This window comes from Streptomyces sp. NPDC001890 (genome assembly GCF_042891445.1).
Lineage (GTDB): Bacteria > Actinomycetota > Actinomycetes > Streptomycetales > Streptomycetaceae > Streptomyces.
Window position 1 is genome coordinate 19,389 of record NZ_JBIATE010000005.1, and the last position, 17,583, is coordinate 36,971.

Consider the following 17,583-nt stretch of genomic DNA (forward strand, 5'->3'; position numbering starts at 1 on the left):
CGGCCGCTCAGCGCTGTGCCGCCCGGATCAGGTCGGAGACCTTCACGAAGCGGTATCCGCGCTCGCGCAGCTCCGGCACCACTTGGCGGACCGCCTCGTCCGTGACCGGTGCGGCGCTTCGCGTGCAGTGCATGACGACCAATGAGCCGGGCCGCACCCCGGCCAGCACCTGCTCGGCCACCGCGTCCGCGTCCGTCGCGAAGGCGTCGCCGCTGATGACGTCCCACTGCACCGCCGTCACGCCCTCGGGCGCGAGCGCGCGCAGCGAGGCATCGTCGTAGCAGCCGCCGGGGAAGCGGAAGTACGGCACCGTATTGCGCACACCGGCCTTCCGGAACGAGTCGAAGGCCCGCGCCACATCGGCGCGCATGCCGTTCTCGGTCACGGTCGGCAGCCCGTAGCAGGGGGACTTGAAGGCGTAGTGGCTGTACGAGTGGTTGGCGACCTCGAACAGGGGGTCGGTGCCGATGGACCTGGCCTGCGCCGGGTACTCGTCGGCCCACCGCCCCGTCATGAACACCGTGGCGGGCACCTCCAAGTCACGCAGCAGATCGATCAGTCCGGGATTGTCGAACTGCTCGCCCGCCGCCGCGCGCCGGCCCTCGTCGGCCGTCATGTCGGCGTCGAAGGTCAGCGCCACCACCTTCTCGCCGCCGTTCACCCCGCGCGCGAAGACCGGCGTCCGCCCCTCGGGCCCCGGCGCCAGGGTGGGCGGCGCCGAGGCCGCGTGCGACGGGGCGTGGGCCGCAGCGGGCCCACGCCCGGCGGCCGGGGAGCCGTCCGGGCCACCACAGCCGGCGAGGCCGCCGAGCACCACACCCAGAACGGACAGAGCCGTCAGTTTCCGCACGGCATTATTCGAATGAGTCACCAGCGGAAAGTATCGGCTTATCCGACTAACAGGTGCATATAGGGCCTCGCGTTGTCGGAGTCGCGCCCGGATTCACCCGGGCCGTCGAGTCGGCCGGGCGGATCGGCCCTGCCAGGCCGTCCGGCCGGGCCGCGCGTCCCGTCCGCTCCTCTGTGTAGGCGCGGACGGCGACGACGTGTGCCGAAGGTGCTCCGTTGGTCGCCTCGACGGCGATCCTGAGCGCCGTCGATGTGACCGGCTCGTCCAGGGTGTGCACCTGGCGGCGCCGCCGGTTGTCCGTCGTACGGGAGACGGTCTGCCAGGTGCCGTCCGCCTCGCGGGCCTCGACGCGGTAGTTCCATCGCAGCTTCCGCGATCAACACCCGCCGGGCCGCGGGCCGTTCGTGCATCAGGTCCGCCGGCCGTTCCGCCAGGCAGAACAGCCGGCGGACCGGACGGCGCGGAGGGGGCGGGCACCCACTGCCCGCCCCCTCCCGTACCTCGATGGAGCAGCGCGTCAGCGCGTCAGCGCCACGGCCCCGTCACCGCGAACGTCGTTCCCGGGGTGTAGCAGTTCACGAACATCGTCCCGCCGTCCGGCGCGAACGTGACCCCGGCGAACTCTCCCCACTCGGGCTTCTCCGGCGTCCCGATGTTCTGCCGGCCCCGCGCCATCGGGTACACCTCGCCGCGCCGCGTCAGGCCGAACACATGCTGCGCGCCGTCGCCGTCCTCGCACACCATCAGCCCGCCGTCGGCGGCGAGGCAGATGTTGTCCGGGGACTCGCCCGGCAGCTGCACGTCGGTGCCGGGGCCGAAGACGATCACCAGTGTGAGACGGCGCCGCTTCGGCTCGTACCGCCACACCTGGCCGTAGTGGTCGGCGGCGGAACCCTCCGAGCTGTGCGCGAAGCTGGAGACGAAGTAGACCGAGGACCCGCCCCAGTAGCAGCCCTCCAGCTTCTGCGCGTGCGTGATGCCCTTCGGGCCGAAGTCCTGGAACCGGATCGGTGTCACGGACGCCAGTGGATCCGGTACGGGAACCCACTCGATGCCCTCGAAGCTCGCGCCGGTCTCCTGGACCATGGAGAGGTCGGCGACGCCCGGCACCCGCATGGCCTCCAGATGGCCGCCGGCCCGCAGCGAGCCCGTACCGCCGAGCGGTTTGTCCGGCAGGAAGCGGTAGAAGAGCCCGAACGGCTTCTCGAACGCGTCCTCCGTCTCGTAGACGATCCCGTTCTTCGGGTCGACCGCGATGGCCTCGTGCTGGAAGCGGCCCATCGCGGTGAGCGGCACGGCCCCGGTGCGGTGCGGATCGGCACCGTCCACCTCGAAGATGAAGCCGTGGTCCTTGGTGTAGCCGTTGGTACCGGCTCTGTCCTCGGTCTCCTCGCAGGTCAGCCAGGTGTTCCACGGGGTGCGGCCACCCGCGCAGTTCACCGCCGTACCGGCGATGGCGACCCGTTCGCCGAGGACGTTGTTGCGGCCGTCCAGCTCCAGGGCCGTACAGCCGCCCTTGCCCATCGGGTCGTAGGTGAGGCCCTCGACGACCGGCACCGGAATCCTGCCGGTGACGCGGTTCTCGTGGTTGCGGACGAGGTGGACGTGGCCGTGGCGGCCCGCGAAGGCGGCCATGCCGTCGTGGTTGCTGGGCACCCGGCCCTCGCCGGAGCGGAGCTGGTCGCCCTCCCGGGACAGCACCCGGTAGCGGAAACCCTTCGGAAGGTCGAGCAGACCGTCGGGGTCGGGCACCAGCGGGCCGTACCCGCTGTGTCCCCGGGCGGCGGCGCTGCCCGCGAAGAGTTCGGAGAACGCTCCGGTGAAGGCGATGGAGGCGACGGCCGCGCCGCTGCCGGCCAGGATCTGGCGACGGGTGGCGGTCGCCCGCGACGTTCCTTCGGCCGGCCGTGACGTTTCTTCGTTCGGCCGTGACGATTCTTCGGTCAGGCGTGACGTTTCTGATGACATGAGGCAACTCCCTGCTGGCGGACAGGAGAAGTGACCCGCATGTGTGTAGCACGCGTATCGCCGCGCGGGAACCATGCGGGTCACTGAGACCTCGGGTGTGTCCCGGGCCGGGAGTGGCCCCTGCGGTCAGATCAGCGAGGCGGAGAGCGTGATCGTCGTGCCGGTCAGGGCCTGGCTGACCGGGCAGTTCGCCTTGGCGTCCTCGGCGGCCTTGACGAAGTCCGCCTCGTCGACGCCGGGCACCTGGCCCTGGACGGTGAGGTGGATGCCGGTGATCCCGGTGCCGGGCTGGAAGGTGACGTCGGCGGTGGTGGTCAGCTGGGTCGACGGGGTGCCGGCCGAGGCCAGACCGTGGGCCAGTGCCATCGAGAAGCAGCTGGAGTGGGCCGCCGCGATGAGCTCCTCGGGAGAGGTCTTGCCGTTCGCCTGCTCCGCGCGGGACGGCCAGGAGACGTCGAACTTGCCGATGCCGGAGGAGTCGAAGGTGACGACCCCCTTGCCCTCGATCAGGTTGCCGTCCCAGACCGTGTGAGCCTGACGCGTGGTTGCCATGCCGATTCCCTTCGAACGGTGTGCGCGGTTGGTACGGGAGCCCCTCGACGCCCAAGAATCCGAGAGGCGGTACGTCCCCGAACCTACTGCGCCACCAGCCCCTTCGCGTCGCGCGCCAGCGCCGTCAGCCGGGAGATCGCCCGGAAGTACTTCTTCCGGTATCCGCCGTTCAGCATCTCGTCACTGAACAGCCGGTCGAACGGCAGCCCGGAGGCGAGCACCGGGATCTCCCGGTCGTACAGCCGGTCCGCGAGGACGACGAGCCGCAGCGCGGTCGACTGGTCGGGGACCGGCTGGACCTCGGTGAGACAGACCGCCCGCAGGCCGTCCGTCAGCGCGCCGTAGCGGCTCGGATGGACCCGGGCGAGATGGTCGAGCAGCGAGGGGAAGTCGTCCAGGCTGGCGCCCTCGGTGGCGTACGCCGCCCTGGTGACCTGCTCGGTGGAGTACGGTGCGGGCGCTTCGGGCAGCCCGCGGTGGCGGTAGTCCTCGCCGTCGATCCGCAGCGGGCGGAAGTGGGCGGACAGCCCCTGGATCTCCCGCAGGAAGTCGGCCGCGGCGAACCGGCCCTCGCCGAGCTTGCCGGGCAGCGTGTTGGAGGTGGCGGCGAGCGCGACCCCGGCCTCGACCAGCCTGCTCAGCAGCGACGACACCAGCACGGTGTCACCCGGGTCGTCCAGCTCGAATTCGTCGATGCACAGGAGCCGGTGCCCGCTCAGCGTCTGCACGGTCTGCTGGAAGCCCAGCGCGCCGACCAGGTTGGTCAGCTCCACGAAGGTGCCGAACGCCTTCAGCGAAGGGGCGGCGGGGGTGGCGTGCCAGAGGGAGGCCAGCAGATGGGTCTTGCCGACGCCGTAGCCGCCGTCGAGGTAGACCCCGAGCGGGGCCGAGGGGGCCGCGGGCTTCCGGCTGAACCGCCCGCCCGTCGCCCGCCACCACCCCTCGGCGGATGCGCTTCGCGCTCTTTTGGTTCTGCCCGAGCCGCTCGCGTGCGCGCCGCCGAGCCCGGCCGCGAAGCCGCTCAGGACCCCGACCGCCTCCGTCTGGCTCGGCTGCTTGGGGTCCGGCACATAGGTGTCGAAGCGTACGGAGTCGAAGCGCGGCGGCGGCACCATCTCGGCGACCAGTCGGTCGGCGGGTACGCGGGGCTCAAGGGCGCACAGGGAAAGGGGAGCCGTTTCGGCTATGGGGCTCTGCCCCGGCATGGCTGTGGAGGACGACACAACTCTCAACCTTAAGCGCCGTGCCAGACTGCGGAACATGCGACGCCTCTTCCCTGTGACCGACCTGACACCGGCTGACGACGAGGAGGAGTGGAGTCTGGACGCCCTGGCCGACGCCTACGCCTACCCCGAACAGACCGGCCCCTGGCTGCGCGCCAACATGGTTTCGACGCTCGACGGGGCCGCCCAGCACGACGGCCGCTCGCAGCCGATCTCCTGCGCGAGCGACATGCGGATCTTCGGCACCCTGCGCGGTCTGGCCGATGTGGTCCTCGCCGGGGCGGAGACGGTGCGGCTGGAGGGCTACCGCCCCGCCAGGGCCCGTGAGGCGTTCGCCGCCCGCCGGGCCGCGGCCGGGCAGGGTCCCGCACCCGCGATCGCCGTGGTGAGCGGCAGCCTGGACCTCGACTTCTCGTTGCCGCTCTTCACCGAGCCGCTCGTCCCGACCCTCGTGCTGACCGGCGCCGGGGCCCCGCCGGGCCGGATCGAGGAGGCGCGCCGGGCGGGCGCCGAGGTGGTGATCGCGGGGGAGGGCTCCCGGGTGGACCCCGCCAGGGCCGTACGGGAGCTGGCGGACCGCGGGCTCAAGCGGCAGCTGACCGAGGGCGGCCCCAGGATGCTGGGTCAGTTCGTGGCCGCCGGGGTGCTGGACGAGCTCTGTCTGACCCTCTCTCCGATGCTCACCGCCGGGGACGCGCAGCGGATCGCGGGCGGCCCCTCGGTGGCCGTGCCGGAACGATTCACCCTGGCTTCGATGCTGGAAGAGGCCGGGTTCCTCTTCACTCGGTACCGTCGGAGCTGACAATCAGCGGAATTTGTCGTTCCGGTTAGCCTCCGGTGGGCACAATTACTCTCGCAGACCCCGTGCGAGCACGGGGAAGGATGGTTTCAGCAGTGACCGGCGACGGCCACTGAAGCAGAAGGGCGCCCGTGGTGTTCACCAGCGTTTTGATGATCGAGAAGCCCCTCACCTCCGAGGACGTCGAGTTCGTCACCACCCTGCACGGGGAGGAGCAGGTCTCCTTCGTCGTGCTCATGCAGCCGCGCGGTGACCAGGCAGATGTGCTGCTGCGAGCCATCGACGACCTGGCGATGGGCGAACTGAAGGAAGCCGCCCGGGAGGGTGAGGAACCGGAGGGCAAGAACGCCAGACAGCCCGCCGAACTCGCGCTCGAAGTCTCCCTGGAGGCACTGCGCCAGGCAGGTTCCGAGGCGGTCGGACAGGTGATCGAGGACCACCCCCTGGACAAGCTGAAGTCCGTGGTCGACGACGCGGAGGCGGACGAGGTCATCGTGCTGACCGCGCCGCACTACGTCGAGGAGTTCTTCCACCGGGACTGGGCGTCCAGGGCCCGCCACAAGGTCGGCGTACCGGTGCTCAAGCTCTTCGCCCACAGCGAATAGGCTGGGCGGGCACTCGTACCGGCCCGGGTCCTCGCAGTCCCGGCCCGGCCACCCGCATCGACCTCTGGGAGACACACGCATGGCACCCGGTATTCCTGCCGCCATGGAACGGCCGCACTTCATCGGCATCGGCGGCGCCGGAATGTCGGGCATCGCGAAGATCCTCGCCCAGCGCGGTGCCAAGGTCGCGGGCAGCGACGCCAAGGAGTCGGGTACCGCCGAGGCGCTGCGGGCGCTGGGGGCGACCGTCCACATCGGGCACGCCGCCGGACACCTGGCGGACGACGCCTCGTGCGTGGTCGTCTCCAGCGCCATCCGCGCCGACAACCCGGAGCTGCTGCGCGCCGCCGAGCTGTCGGTCCCCGTCGTGCACCGCTCCGACGCGCTCGCCTCGCTCATGGGCGGGCTGCGGGCCATCGCGGTGGCCGGCACCCACGGCAAGACGACCACCACGTCGATGCTGGCCGTCGCCCTGACCGAGCTGAACCTCGACCCCTCGTACGCCATCGGCGGCGACCTCGCCGGACCCGGCACCAACGCCGCGCACGGCGAGGGCGCGATCTTCGTCGCCGAGGCGGACGAGAGCGACCGGAGCTTCCAGAAGTACGACCCCGAGGTCGCGATCGTCCTCAACGTCGAGCTGGACCACCACGCGAACTACGCCTCGATGGACGAGATCCACGAGTCGTTCGAGACGTTCGCCGGCAAGATCGTCCCGGGCGGCACCCTCGTGGTCTCCGCCGACCAGGCGGGCGCCGTCGAGCTGACGGAGCGCGTCCGGGCCCTGCCCTCGCTGAACGTCGTCACCTACGGCGAGTCCGAGCACGCCGACGTACGCGTCCACAAGATCACCCCGCGCGGGCTGACCAGCGAGGTCACGGTCGTCCTGAACGGGAAGTACCTCACGTTCACGGTCTCCGTGCCCGGCCGCCACTACGCCCTCAACGCCGTCGCGGCCCTCGCCGCCGGTGTCGCCCTCGGCATCCCGGCCCACAACCTGGCCTCGGCCCTCGGCAAGTACACCGGGGTCAAGCGCCGCCTCCAGCTCAAGGGCGAGGTGGCGGGCGTGCAGGTCATCGACTCGTACGCGCACCACCCCACCGAGATGACCGCAGATCTCGAAGCGATGCGCGGCGCCGCCTCCGAGGCCCGCCTCCTGGTCGTCTTCCAGCCGCACCTCTTCTCCCGCACCCAGGAGCTCGGCACCGAGATGGGCCAGGCCCTCGCGCTGGCCGACGCCTCCGTGGTGCTGGACATCTACCCGGCCCGCGAGGACCCGATCCCCGGCATCACCAGCGACCTGATCATCGACGCCGCGCGGGCCGCGGGCGCCGACGTCACCGCTGTCCACGACAAGGCCGCGGTCCCCGAGGCCATCGCGGGAATGGCGAAGCCCGGCGACCTCGTTCTCACCATGGGAGCGGGCGACGTCACGGACCTCGGCCCGCAGATCCTGGACCACCTGTCGAGCTGAGGGAGCGACGTGTCGTACGACATCGAGAAGCCGGACGAGCAGTGGCGGGCGGAGCTGACGCCCGCCGAGTACGCGGTCCTGCGCCAGGCCGGCACCGAACCCGCCTTCGTCGGTGAGTACACCGACACCAAGACCACGGGCGTCTACTCCTGCCGCGCCTGCGGCGCCGAACTGTTCCGCTCGGACACCAAGTTCGAGTCGCACTGCGGCTGGCCGTCCTTCTACGACCCGAAGGACAGCGACGCGGTCGAACTGATCCAGGACCGCAGCCACGGCATGGTCCGCACCGAGGTCCGCTGCGCACGCTGCGGATCGCACCTCGGCCATGTCTTCGAGGGCGAGGGCTACCCGACCCCCACGGACCAGCGGTACTGCATCAACTCGATCTCGCTGCGCCTGACCCCGGACGAGGGCTGAGGGACGAGAGAAGGAGCGGGTGCCCCGGAGAACCTTCCGGGGTGCCCGCTCCGTCGTGCCGGCTCAGTACACGTCCCTGCGCATCGGCACCAGGACCGCGACGCACGCAGCGACCAGGGCGTACCCGGCGAGCAGCAGTCCGCCGCCGACGGCGGAGAGCAGCTGTACCGGGCCGGTCGCCAACTCCGCGGCCATCGTGTCCGTCACATAGCTGAAGCCGGTCAGGGACGCCGTGGCGCCGCCGGGCAGCAACGGGTAGAGCAGCTTGACGCCCGGGATCATCATCAGCAGGTACTCGCCCGCGTACAGATAGCCGATGACGACGGCCAGCGCCGCGACCTGATGGCGGATCAGCGCCCCGGCGGCCACGCCCAGCAGGGTGTACACCGCCATCGCCACCGCCGGCCGGACGAGCAGCCCCAGCACCTCGCCGGTGGCCATGCCCGGGGTCACCCCGCGCGCCGCCACACCCCCGAAGAAGGCGGCCGCCGCCGTGCCGGTGAGCACCAGCCCGTACAGCAGACCGGCGACGCCGTACGCGACGAGCTTGGCGGTGAGCACCTGCCGGCGCCGCGGGGCGTGCAGAAAGGTGTACGTGACGGTGCGGTGCCGGTACTCCGACGTCATCGCCAGGGTGCCGAGCGCGGCCGGCAGGAACACCGTGAAGCTCAGCATGCCGAGCACCGAGCGGACACCGGCCTCGGTGTCCAGGCCGGGCGCCGGCGGATCGAAGTTCTCCGGCCCGACCAGTGTCATCAGCCCCACCATGCCGCCGCCCAGGACGACGGCCGCGAGGAGCGCCCACAGCCACAGGCGGGTGGCGGCCAGTCGCCGGAACTCCGCCCTGATCAGTGCGTTCATCACCGGTTCTGCCCCCTGCCCATCAGTGCCGCCGACTCGTCGGCGCGTGCCGGCTCGCCGTCCCCCGCCAGCTGGAGGAAGAGCTGCTCCAGGCCGCCCCCGGCAGCCAGCCCGTGCACCCGCAGCCGCTCGGCGGCGGCCAGATCGGCGACGTCGGCGTCCGTCATCCCGTACACCCGCAGCGTCCCGTCCGCCAGGAGGTCCACCCGGTCGGCCGCCCCGTCCCGCGCGGTGCCGCGCAGCAGTGCGGCGCGCAGCGCCGCCGCGTCCGAGGAGCGGACCAGCACCGTGCCGGGCGCGAGCCGCTCGACCTCCGCCATCGGTCCCGCCGCCACCAGCCGGCCCTTCCGGATCACGACGACGTCCTCGACGATCTGCTGCACCTCGCTGAGCACATGGCTCGACACCAGCACGGTGCGGCCCTCGGCGGCCAGCCCGCGCAGCAGTCCGCGCAGCCAGGCGATGCCCTCCGGGTCGAGCCCGTTGCCCGGCTCGTCCAGCAGCAGTACCTGCGGGTCGCCCAGCAGCGCAGTGGCGAGCGAGAGCCGTTGCCGCATGCCCGTGGAGAAGGTGCGGGTACGGCGGTCGGCCGCCTGGGCGAGCCCCAGTTGGTCCAGCAGTCGATCGACCCGCTCGGGCGGGTGGCCGCCCATGGTGCGGTAGATGTGCAGATGGTCGCGGGCCGTGTGGCCGGGGTGGACCGCGGAGGCGTCGAGCACGGCGCCCACGGTGGCGGTGGGCCTGGACAGCTGCGCGTACCGCTTGCCGCCGATGGTGGCGGTGCCCGCGGTGGGCGCCACCAGGCCGAGGATCATCCGCATCGTCGTGGTCTTGCCCGCGCCGTTGGGGCCGAGGAAGCCCGTCACGACGCCCGGCCGCACGGTGAAACCCAGGTCGTCGACGGCGCGTACGGCTCCGAACCGCTTGGTCAGCCCGCTGACCTCGATGGACAGGCCCTGCGGCCGCCCGCTCATCGGTCGGACCCGGCGAAGGTGCGGCCGGTGTCGGAGATGTTCTTCGGTGCCATGGGGATTCACCCTTCAGCGGAGCCTGAGTGTCTGTTCTATTAGATGTATAGCAGATAGAGTATGGGTGTGTACCTAGTGCTCGACCTCGACAGCGAGGTGCCCATCTATCAGCAGATCCGGGACCGGGTGGTGGAAGCCATCGCGGAAGGCGCGTTGGCGCCCGGTGCCGGACTTCCGTCCACCAGACAGCTGGCCGTCGACCTGGCGATCAACTTCCACACCGTCAACAAGGCCTATGACCTGCTACGACGCGAAGGGATCATCCGCATCAACCGCAAAAGCGGTGCGGCGGTCCGGTCCGACGTCAAGCAGCCGTCGGACGAACTGCGGGCCGGCGTCGACTGGGAGGCGCGCATGCGCACCCTCCTCGCCGAACTGGACGTGCGAGGGATCGCGAAGGAGGAGGTGATGGGCCATGTCGCGGCGGTTCTGGACCGCTTCCCCGCGAGGGAGGACGAGACGCCCTGACCCTCGGGGCCGCCCGGGAGAACGCGCATCCGCAAGGCCGTGCCGGGCTCCGGCGCCCCTCCCCGCCCCGCCGGGATCAGTGACAAGAACGGACAGGTGAAGACCTTGCTGGTCGACGCAGCTCTCAACTTCGGCATACTCGCGGTGCTCAGCACCGTGCTGTACACCGCCCCCAGCCCGCTCCTCAACCCCTCGGCCGTGCCCTTCGGCGTCCGCGTACCGCCGGACAAGGCGCGCTCCGCCGCCGTGGAGGAACAGCGCCACCGCTACCGGGGCGCGATGCTCGCCGCCGCGGCCGTCGTCACCGTGCCCGCCACGGCGCTCGGCGCCGTGCTCGGCACCCCCGCCGCCTCGGCCGCCGGTTCGCTGCTGCTCTGTGCCCTCGCCGCCGCCCTGTGGGTACGCGCCCACCGGGCCATCGTCCGCGCGAAGGCGGAGGGCGGGTGGTACCGGCAGGCCCGGCAGGGCGCCGCCGTGGACACGTCCCTGCGCACCGACCCGGTCCGCTTCCCCTGGGGCTGGACGGTGCCCGCGCTCGTCGTGATCGCCGTCAGCGTCGTCGCGGGCGTCGTCGTCTACCCCGGCCTGCCCGACCGCATCGCCCTGCCCGAACGCTCGCTCGGCGGCACCGTCTACCGCACGTACCCGACCAGTGTGTGGACCGCCTTCGGGTTCGTCCTCGGCCAGGTCCTGCTCACCCTCACCATGGCCGCCACCGTCGCCGGGCTGCTCCGGGCCCGCGCCGACCTCGATGTGGCGCGCCCCGTGGCCGGCGCCGCGCGCTACCGCCGCTACCTCACCGTCACGGCCCGCGCCATGCTGGGCATCACCGCCCTGGTGAACCTGATGCTGCTCGGGCTGTCCGCGCTGGTGTGGAGCGACACCCGTTCCACGGCCATGACCCTGGCCGTCGCGGGTGTGCCGCTCGTCGGGGTCCTCGCCGTGACCGTCTGGCTCGTCCTGCGCGTCGGGCCCGCCGGGAGCAGGCTGCGGGAGGACACGGGCGAGGAGGGCACCGGACTGGTCCCGCGCGACGACGACCGCTTCTGGCGCGCCGCGGGCACGGTCTACGTCAACGCCGACGATCCCGCGATCCTGGTGCCCAAGCGGGTCGGCATCGGCTGGACGGTCAACCTCGGCAACCCGCGGTCCCTGGTCGTCGTGGCGCTGGTCCTCGCCGTCGTGGTGGGAGCGACCGTCGTCCAGTCCGTCCGGTGACTGCGGTGACTCCGGTGACTCCGCGGCGGGTGCGGCGGGTGCCGGGGACGGGGGTCAGTCCTCGGTCTCGTCCCCGGCACCTTCCGGCCGCAGCAGCGGATGGGCGACACCCGGGAACACCCGGGCCTGCACGACCGGCTCGGCGGAGCCGCCCCGGACCACCGTCTCGGCGACGCCCCAGGGTCGTCCGGGCAGCACCACGGTCAGGATGTACGAGGAGGCGCAGCCCATGCAGTCGTAGCGGTCGGCCCAGGTCTCCACGTCGGTGACACTGCCGGGGTAGCGCGCCACGTGGCGGTGCAGCGCGTGGCAGCGCTCGCACCGCTCGCCGGGCTCGCACGTGCCGCCGCAGGGGCACGGCACGTCGAGCGTGTCGGCGGGGTGCCAGCGCTGGGTGAGGACGGCCTCACGCGTGGCGCCCATGTCCTTCATGGCCTTCAGATTGCGGGCGGCGACGTTGTACGACTCGCCGGTCGCGGCCATCCGGTCCCGGATGACGTCCTTGCGTCCGCGGTTCGTCGTCATCTGTTCCTCCTGGGGGTGTCACGCAGCCCGCCGGGAGCGCACGAGAGATCGATATGTCACACGGTACCGGTCACCCGTGACGAGCCACGACCTCCGTGGCCCGTCACGGGTGACCACAGGGCTGCCGTCCGCGACTGCCGGGGCTGCCGTCCGCGACCGCCGGGGCTGCCGTCCGCGACCGCCGGGAATGGCGTTCACGACCGTCGCACACGGGCCGCCAGCCTGTTGCCGAGCCGCTTGCGCAAGCCGTCCGGCCGGTTCCACGCCCGGAACGCCTCCGCCGTACGGCTGCTGCCCGCCCGCTCGGCGGCCTCCTCCACCGCCGCCACCTCACCGGCGGACAGCCCGCGCACCACCGGACGCAGCACCTGTGCCAGCAGCGCTTCCCTGGTCTCGCTCCAGGCGCGCCCCGCGTGCGGGTGGGAGCTCCAGACGGTGAAGCAGTCTGCGACATAGGCCGGGTCGGAGCGCAGCCGGGCGAGCACCGCGTCCTGCCGGGCGGCGGTGCCGTAGGCCGCGATGAGGTCCGGGTCGTCGCTGTGGACGAACGCGTACAGTTCCGCCTCCGGCCGGTCCGGGTCGAGCAGCCGCCCGGCCAGGGCGCCGAACGCCTGCGCGCGCACGCCCGGTTCCACCGGCTCCGCCCCGGCGCACAGCTTGCGGGCCCGCTCCGCCCAGCCCGGCTCCGCCGCCCCCGACCGGACGTCCCGCGCGAACTCCAGGAGATGCAGCGCGCCGCGTGCCCGCGCATCGATCTCCCGCGGGAAGCCGCGCAACAGATCATGGGCGAGCTCGGCCGCCTCCGCGTCATCGGCCGGGGCGCCGAGCGCCGCCGCGACGAGCACGGACCACGTACCGGCCGTGCGATGCGCGTCGGACGTGCTCCCGGCCAGCAGCAGCCGCGCCTCGCCCGCCGTGGGGGCGCCGTCGCCCCAGACCAGACCCACCGCGGTCCGCAGCACCAACGGCTCGGTGAAAGGTGACATTCCACCGGCACGCAGCACCGCGTTCAGCACCTTCACCAGGTCGTCGCCACCGCTCGCCCTGGCCTCCGGCGCCGCCGCGCACATCCGCAGATGCGGCAGCGCCTGCGCCCCGGTGAACGGCAGCGCGACCCCGGCCAGCAGCCGCTCCGCCGCCGACGCGTCCTGCGGGGCGATCCGGTCCAGCTCACCGAGCAGCGCCGTACGGACGTCGAACTGCTCGTCCAGGAGGTCGAGCAGTACCGCGGCGCAGTCGGCGGCCCCTTCGTCCAGCAGCGACCGGGCCATCCGGCCCACCACATCGGGGAGCAGCTCCGCGCAGTCCACATCGAGCAGCCGCGCGATCCGCAGCAACTGCACCGCACGCCCCACGGTCCGCCCGGGAACAACGGCCGCGGGGGCCGCGAGGGGCGTACCGGTGGCGAGTTCGGTACGCAGGTCGTCGCCCAGGGCCGAGACGAGCGCGGCGACGGCACGCTCCCCGGCCGGTCCGGCGAAGACCGAGCGCGCGGGCGGTTCGAGTGCGAGGCCGCCGCCACGTACCGCCTCCGTCACCAGCAGAGCGCCGAGCGACGCGGTCACGGCGGCCCCCGACCGCCCGTCGAGAGCGGTCAACAGCCCTGCGACGGCGCGGAGTTCGTCATCCGTCCGGTCGAGGCCGGGGGCGGTCAGCGCATCGGTCAGCCGTCGCGTCCGCTCCTCGTCCAGCGCGTACGGCCGTTCGGCCGCCCAACGCGCCGCCGCGGCACGCCCGTCGGGACCGAGCGGTACGCCCGCGCAGAGCGCCGTCACGGCGAGCGGTCCGGCCGCGAAGGGTTCGCCGGGCAGCTCCGCCGCCGCCCGGAACAGCTCCGGGGACCGGTTGCGCCAGATCCGGGCGCAGGTCTCCGCCCAGGCATCGCCCACCGTCTCCCCGGGGCGCGCCCCGGTGCAGTCGCGCACCAGGAGTCCGCCGTCCGGGCCGGCCGGTGCGGGGGCGTCCTCCGGCCGCACCCCGACGACCTGGTGCGGGGAGCCGGCCGGGCGGCGGGTGTATGTCGTGAAGGTCAGCAGCTGGGCGGTCTCCGGCGCCAGCACGGACCCGGCCAGGGCGATCCACCGGGCCACATCGGCGCAACTGCGCTCCACGAGAACGAGCCGCGACGACGCCGGCTCCTCGCACACCCGGCGCAGATCGGCGAAGACCGCCGCCAGCCAGGGGCTCCGGGAGACCGCGAAGTCCTTGAGTGCCTCGGGGCCGAAGGAGGCGGAGGGGGGCAGGGCGGCCAAGGGGCCGGGGGCGGAGCCCTCCGGTGCGGCGGAGGCCCAGCTCGGCGACCGCCAGGCCGTGATCGGCAGCGCGTCGCCCGGCAGCCGGGTACCGGCCGGAAGATGCACCGCGTGCGCGTGGAAACCGCCGGCGCCGGGGCCGCCGAGCGCCACGGTGCGGCTCAGCAGATGACTGCCGTCGGACAGGGAACTGAAACTGAACGCCTCGGGAAACGAACGGAGTTCGCCGGTGGTGGGGTGGTACGGGGCTCCGGCGGGCGGTTCGTACCCGAGGAGCTGCTCGGCCTCCGCCAGCACCGGCGTGGGTATGCCGGCGCCGACCGCCGTGAACCGCGCGCCACCCCCGTCGTCCCCCGCGGTGGCAGAGGTGTAGTGCAACTGCGCGAGGCTCATGCGTCGGCCCTCTTCGTCCTTGCCGCGAACGTCCCCGTACCGTCAGCACGCTCGCTCCGCGGACCGCCCGTCGAGGGCAGGACGTCCGGGGCGCAGCGACGACCCCGGCGGGGAGCGGTCCGCAATCGCGGGAGCGACGCTATCAAGGCGCGCCGCCCCGCACGCACCCCGCGGGAAGGTCACCGGGACCTCCGTCCGGACCGCGCCGGACCCGTGTGCCCCGGCGCGCGGTGGGTCCCGTGCAATGCGCCCCCTCACCCCAATGGCACGCGCACCCTCCGGGCGCCCGGTCGTTGATCGTCATCGGATTGCCCAATCCCTCGAGGGCGCAGCTCATCGGCCCCAAGGGTCCCTCTGTGTACAGGAGTTAATCCGTTGAATCTCAAAACTCTCTCTGTCGCAGCGGCCGTTCTGGCGCTGGCCGGTCTCGCCGGTTCGAGCACGGCCGGCGCGGTGCCCGGCACGGTCTCCGGCGACGGCGGCAACCGCATCGGCACCCTGCGCGTCAACGGCGACGCCTACGTGAAGGAGGGCGGCCTCAGCGCCACCTGGGTCAAGGAGTCCGGGAACGTCAAGCAGGTCGCTCTCTCCGGCAACCGCATCGGCGTCCTCACCGGCGACGGCGTCGCGTGGGTGAAGGAGGGCGGGCTGAGCGCCACCTGGGTCAAGGAGGCCACCGACGTCAAGCAGATCGCCCTGTCCGGCAACCGCATCGGCGTCCTCAAGGACAACGGCGAGGCGTACGTGAAGGAGGGCGGCCTCAGCGCCACCTGGGTCAAGGAGTCCGACAAGGTCAAGGAGCTGGAACTCTCCGGCAACCGCATCGGTGTCGTCACCGGTGACGGCGTCGCCTGGGTGAAGGAGGGCGGGCTCAGCGCCAGTTGGGTGCGGGAGTCCGACAACGTCATCGGCATCGACCTGGCGGGCAACCGCATCGGCGTCCTCGTCGGCAACGGTGTCGCCTGGGTGAAGGAGGGCGGGCTCAGCGCCAGTTGGGTGCGCGAGGCCGACGACGTCGTCCAGCTCGAACTGTCGGGCAACCGCATCGGCGTCCTCAAGGACAGCGGCGACGCCTACGTGAAGGAGGGCGGCCTCAGCGCGACCTGGGTCCACGAGTACACCCACGCCATTCGGATCGCCCTGTCCGGCAACCGCATCGGCGTCCTCAAGGGCGACGGCGACGCGCGGGTGAAGGAGGGTGGGCTCAGCGCGACCTGGGTCCTGGAAGCGAGCGACGTCACGGAACTGGCGCTCTCCTGAACCGCCGTCCGGCATGAGCCCCGTGGGGCCCGCCGCGCCGCACACCGGTGCCGACTTCGGGGTGCGGCGCGGTGCGGCCCGGGGACGTGCGCACCGACGGGCCGGGAAAATCGCTGGTCAGGGTTTTGGCGCTTCAGTAGAAATAGGGCCATGAGTACTCTCTCCGCCCCTGCCCCGGGCCCCGCCCCCGCCGACCGCAAGACCTTCGTCCGCACCGAGTTCGACCTGGGGGACGCGGTGCTGCGCCCCTGGAGCCGGGCGGACGCCGATTCGGAGACCGTGCTGGACGCGTTGGTGGCCGCCGTGGCGGATCCTGAGATCGCCCTGTGGAACCCCATCGCCACGACGGACCGGGACGCCGCCCGCACCTGGGTGGAGGCGCGGGACGCCGGGTGGGAACGCGGTACGGTCGCCGCCTTCGCCATCCGGGACGCCGCCGACGACGCGGTGCTCGGCGGCGTCTCCCTGCGCTGGGTCGACCGCGAGGACGGGCTGGCGATGGTCGGATACTGGCTGGTGCCCGCCGCTCGTGGGCGGGGCCTCGTGACCAGGGCGGTCGCGGCGATGACGGACTGGGGCTTCGACACCGCGGACGCCCGCCGCATCGAGATCGCCCACGCCGTCGGGAACCCGGCGTCCTGCCGGGTGGCCGACCGCTGCGGCTACCTCCCCGAGGGCGTCCTGCGCGACTCCCACCGCTTCGGCGACGGCGAGTACCACGACGAGCACCTGCACGCCAGACTGGCCAAGGACCCGCGCTCCGAAGGTTTCTGACGGAACAGCAGATCTTCCCGGGAACCGGCGGCCCCCCTTCCGTACTCATAGGATCGACACGGCTTCGGGGATACGGGGGTGGTCGATCGTGGCGCGCGGCGGTCCGATGCGCGGATGGCGCGGGTGCGGAGTCCTGGCGGCGGCACCGCTGCTGCTGGCGACCGCGTGCGGCGGGGGCGGCGGGGGCGCGGCGAAGGACCGGCCGTCCGCCTCCCCGTCCGCCACCGGCACCACCACTACCGGCAAGGAGACGCCCGACGCCACGGACGGACCCGTCATCGACGCGGACCCGGCCCGGCTGCCCGCCACCCGGAAAGCGGCCCTCGACCTCATCGGACGGGTCATCGTGGACCCCGACGACTTCGGCCCCGGGGTCGTGGCGCGACGCCCGTACGAGAGCGGCCAGGACACCTGGCCGGTGCTCGGCGCCGACTGCGTGTGGCAGCAGGCGGAGCCGGGGCGCGGGGTCCTCGCCACCCTCACCCGCTCCTTCGAGGTGCCCGCGGGCAAGGGCAAGGGGCCGTTGCGGCTCGCCGCGATCGTCACGGTGCACCGCGCGGACGACGGCGCGCGGTGGGAGATGGCCGAATCGCTGGAGGAGTCGATGCGCTGCCCCACGCAGCAGCTGCGCCAGGGGGAGTTCATCGGCGGGCTCGCCGCGACCGCCCTGGGGCGGGGTGAGGCCAACCAGGGCAACTCCGAGGACGCGCTGATGGAGTCCGGCGAGTACCGCAGCGCCGAACTGGGCGGCCCCCACCCGTACTTCTGGGAGCAGGACCAGATCCTCCGGTTCACCGTCGCCGTGACCGCCAAGGGTGCCAAGGGGTGGACGGACACCGAGATCGGTGACCTCGGCGTCCGGGCACAGAGCACCATGCTGATACGGCTGAACGAAGCCGTCGCGAGGAAGAGCTGA

General features: G+C 72.5%; 18 protein-coding genes. 10 read left to right on the forward strand and 8 right to left on the reverse strand.

The features are described from left to right. Positions 1–7: 7 nt before the first annotated feature. A complete protein-coding gene (locus ACFYY1_RS16555) occupies positions 8–841 on the reverse strand; it encodes a polysaccharide deacetylase family protein (RefSeq protein ID WP_388586249.1) in 834 nt (277 codons plus the stop codon). Between the two features lie 224 nt (positions 842–1,065). Between ACFYY1_RS16555 and ACFYY1_RS16560 the strand changes: the two genes are divergently transcribed. Continuing rightward, positions 1,066–1,206 (forward strand): hypothetical protein, encoded by a 141-nt coding sequence (locus ACFYY1_RS16560; protein WP_388585568.1) that lies wholly within the window; start codon positions 1,066–1,068, stop codon positions 1,204–1,206. Positions 1,207–1,375: 169 nt separating this feature from the next. Here the strand turns inward: ACFYY1_RS16560 and ACFYY1_RS16565 are convergent, their stop codons facing one another. From ACFYY1_RS16565 to zapE, 3 genes are all read right to left on the reverse strand, one after another. Next, entirely contained in the window at positions 1,376–2,818 is a 1,443-nt protein-coding gene (locus ACFYY1_RS16565; protein ID WP_388585569.1) for an alkaline phosphatase PhoX, read from the reverse strand. Positions 2,819–2,944: 126 nt separating this feature from the next. Next, positions 2,945–3,370: an OsmC family protein gene (locus tag ACFYY1_RS16570; RefSeq protein WP_388585571.1), complete on the reverse strand. Its 426-nt coding sequence runs from the start codon at positions 3,368–3,370 to the stop codon at positions 2,945–2,947. An 83-nt stretch (positions 3,371–3,453) separates the two neighbouring features. After that, positions 3,454–4,593, reverse strand: a complete 1,140-nt coding sequence (zapE, locus tag ACFYY1_RS16575) for a cell division protein ZapE (protein ID WP_388585574.1) — start codon at positions 4,591–4,593, stop codon at positions 3,454–3,456. Between the two features lie 37 nt (positions 4,594–4,630). On the opposite strand from zapE, the gene ACFYY1_RS16580 reads away from it, so the two are divergent. The 4 genes from ACFYY1_RS16580 (at position 4,631) to msrB (ending at position 7,888) form a co-directional block, all read left to right on the forward strand. Beyond that, positions 4,631–5,395, forward strand: a complete 765-nt coding sequence (locus ACFYY1_RS16580) for a pyrimidine reductase family protein (RefSeq protein WP_388585576.1) — start codon at positions 4,631–4,633, stop codon at positions 5,393–5,395. 149 nt (positions 5,396–5,544) lie between these two features. Beyond that, positions 5,545–5,997: an indole-3-glycerol phosphate synthase gene (locus tag ACFYY1_RS16585; protein WP_388585578.1), complete on the forward strand. Its 453-nt coding sequence runs from the start codon at positions 5,545–5,547 to the stop codon at positions 5,995–5,997. Between the two features lie 79 nt (positions 5,998–6,076). After that, positions 6,077–7,471, forward strand: a complete 1,395-nt coding sequence (murC, locus tag ACFYY1_RS16590; RefSeq protein ID WP_388585582.1) for a UDP-N-acetylmuramate--L-alanine ligase — start codon at positions 6,077–6,079, stop codon at positions 7,469–7,471. 9 nt (positions 7,472–7,480) lie between these two features. Then, complete coding sequence (gene msrB / locus ACFYY1_RS16595) at positions 7,481–7,888, forward strand: peptide-methionine (R)-S-oxide reductase MsrB (RefSeq protein WP_266729075.1); 408 nt, start codon at positions 7,481–7,483, stop codon at positions 7,886–7,888. A gap of 63 nt (positions 7,889–7,951) precedes the next feature. Here the strand turns inward: msrB and ACFYY1_RS16600 are convergent, their stop codons facing one another. Next, positions 7,952–8,749: an ABC transporter permease gene (locus ACFYY1_RS16600; protein ID WP_388585584.1), complete on the reverse strand. Its 798-nt coding sequence runs from the start codon at positions 8,747–8,749 to the stop codon at positions 7,952–7,954. Beyond that, a complete protein-coding gene (locus ACFYY1_RS16605) occupies positions 8,749–9,723 on the reverse strand; it encodes an ABC transporter ATP-binding protein (RefSeq protein WP_388585585.1) in 975 nt (324 codons plus the stop codon). Before ACFYY1_RS16605 ends, ACFYY1_RS16600 begins: the two co-directional genes overlap by 1 nt. A 114-nt stretch (positions 9,724–9,837) precedes the next feature. Between ACFYY1_RS16605 and ACFYY1_RS16610 the strand changes: the two genes are divergently transcribed. Both ACFYY1_RS16610 and ACFYY1_RS16615 read left to right on the forward strand, forming a co-directional pair. After that, positions 9,838–10,245: a GntR family transcriptional regulator gene (locus tag ACFYY1_RS16610; protein ID WP_388585587.1), complete on the forward strand. Its 408-nt coding sequence runs from the start codon at positions 9,838–9,840 to the stop codon at positions 10,243–10,245. Positions 10,246–10,341: 96 nt separating this feature from the next. Further along, positions 10,342–11,463: a DUF1648 domain-containing protein gene (locus ACFYY1_RS16615; RefSeq protein ID WP_388585589.1), complete on the forward strand. Its 1,122-nt coding sequence runs from the start codon at positions 10,342–10,344 to the stop codon at positions 11,461–11,463. A 54-nt stretch (positions 11,464–11,517) separates the two neighbouring features. Here the strand turns inward: ACFYY1_RS16615 and ACFYY1_RS16620 are convergent, their stop codons facing one another. After that, positions 11,518–11,988 (reverse strand): hypothetical protein, encoded by a 471-nt coding sequence (locus tag ACFYY1_RS16620; RefSeq protein ID WP_388585591.1) that lies wholly within the window; start codon positions 11,986–11,988, stop codon positions 11,518–11,520. 194 nt (positions 11,989–12,182) lie between these two features. Continuing rightward, on the reverse strand, positions 12,183–14,633 hold the full coding sequence (locus ACFYY1_RS16625; RefSeq protein ID WP_388585594.1) for a GTPase-associated protein 1-related protein: 2,451 nt from the start codon (positions 14,631–14,633) through the stop codon (positions 12,183–12,185). Between the two features lie 375 nt (positions 14,634–15,008). Between ACFYY1_RS16625 and ACFYY1_RS16630 the strand changes: the two genes are divergently transcribed. The 3 genes from ACFYY1_RS16630 (at position 15,009) to ACFYY1_RS16640 (ending at position 17,583) form a co-directional block, all read left to right on the forward strand. Then, positions 15,009–15,893: a peptidase S1 gene (locus tag ACFYY1_RS16630; RefSeq protein WP_388585596.1), complete on the forward strand. Its 885-nt coding sequence runs from the start codon at positions 15,009–15,011 to the stop codon at positions 15,891–15,893. A 150-nt stretch (positions 15,894–16,043) separates the two neighbouring features. Continuing rightward, positions 16,044–16,667 (forward strand): GNAT family N-acetyltransferase, encoded by a 624-nt coding sequence (locus ACFYY1_RS16635; RefSeq protein WP_388585599.1) that lies wholly within the window; start codon positions 16,044–16,046, stop codon positions 16,665–16,667. A 106-nt stretch (positions 16,668–16,773) separates the two neighbouring features. After that, positions 16,774–17,583 carry a hypothetical protein gene (locus ACFYY1_RS16640; protein ID WP_388586252.1) on the forward strand — a complete coding sequence of 270 codons (810 nt, stop codon included), beginning with the start codon at positions 16,774–16,776 and terminating at the stop codon, positions 17,581–17,583.

Bases quoted from the DNA above. Each gene is read 5' to 3' on its own strand.
- ACFYY1_RS16600 (WP_388585584.1), bottom strand. From the start codon at position 8,749: ATGAACGCACTGATCAGGGCGGAGTTCCGGCGACTGGCCGCCACCCGC.
- ACFYY1_RS16625 (WP_388585594.1), bottom strand. From the start codon at position 14,633: ATGAGCCTCGCGCAGTTGCACTACACCTCTGCCACCGCGGGGGACGAC.
- ACFYY1_RS16605 (WP_388585585.1), bottom strand. From the start codon at position 9,723: ATGAGCGGGCGGCCGCAGGGCCTGTCCATCGAGGTCAGCGGGCTGACC.
- ACFYY1_RS16610 (WP_388585587.1), top strand. From the start codon at position 9,838: ATGGGTGTGTACCTAGTGCTCGACCTCGACAGCGAGGTGCCCATCTAT.
- murC (WP_388585582.1), top strand. From the start codon at position 6,077: ATGGCACCCGGTATTCCTGCCGCCATGGAACGGCCGCACTTCATCGGC.
- ACFYY1_RS16580 (WP_388585576.1), top strand. From the start codon at position 4,631: ATGCGACGCCTCTTCCCTGTGACCGACCTGACACCGGCTGACGACGAG.
- ACFYY1_RS16640 (WP_388586252.1), top strand. From the start codon at position 16,774: ATGCGCGGATGGCGCGGGTGCGGAGTCCTGGCGGCGGCACCGCTGCTG.
- ACFYY1_RS16570 (WP_388585571.1), bottom strand. From the start codon at position 3,370: ATGGCAACCACGCGTCAGGCTCACACGGTCTGGGACGGCAACCTGATC.
- ACFYY1_RS16635 (WP_388585599.1), top strand. From the start codon at position 16,044: ATGAGTACTCTCTCCGCCCCTGCCCCGGGCCCCGCCCCCGCCGACCGC.
- ACFYY1_RS16585 (WP_388585578.1), top strand. From the start codon at position 5,545: ATGATCGAGAAGCCCCTCACCTCCGAGGACGTCGAGTTCGTCACCACC.
- ACFYY1_RS16620 (WP_388585591.1), bottom strand. From the start codon at position 11,988: ATGACGACGAACCGCGGACGCAAGGACGTCATCCGGGACCGGATGGCC.
- ACFYY1_RS16565 (WP_388585569.1), bottom strand. From the start codon at position 2,818: ATGTCATCAGAAACGTCACGCCTGACCGAAGAATCGTCACGGCCGAAC.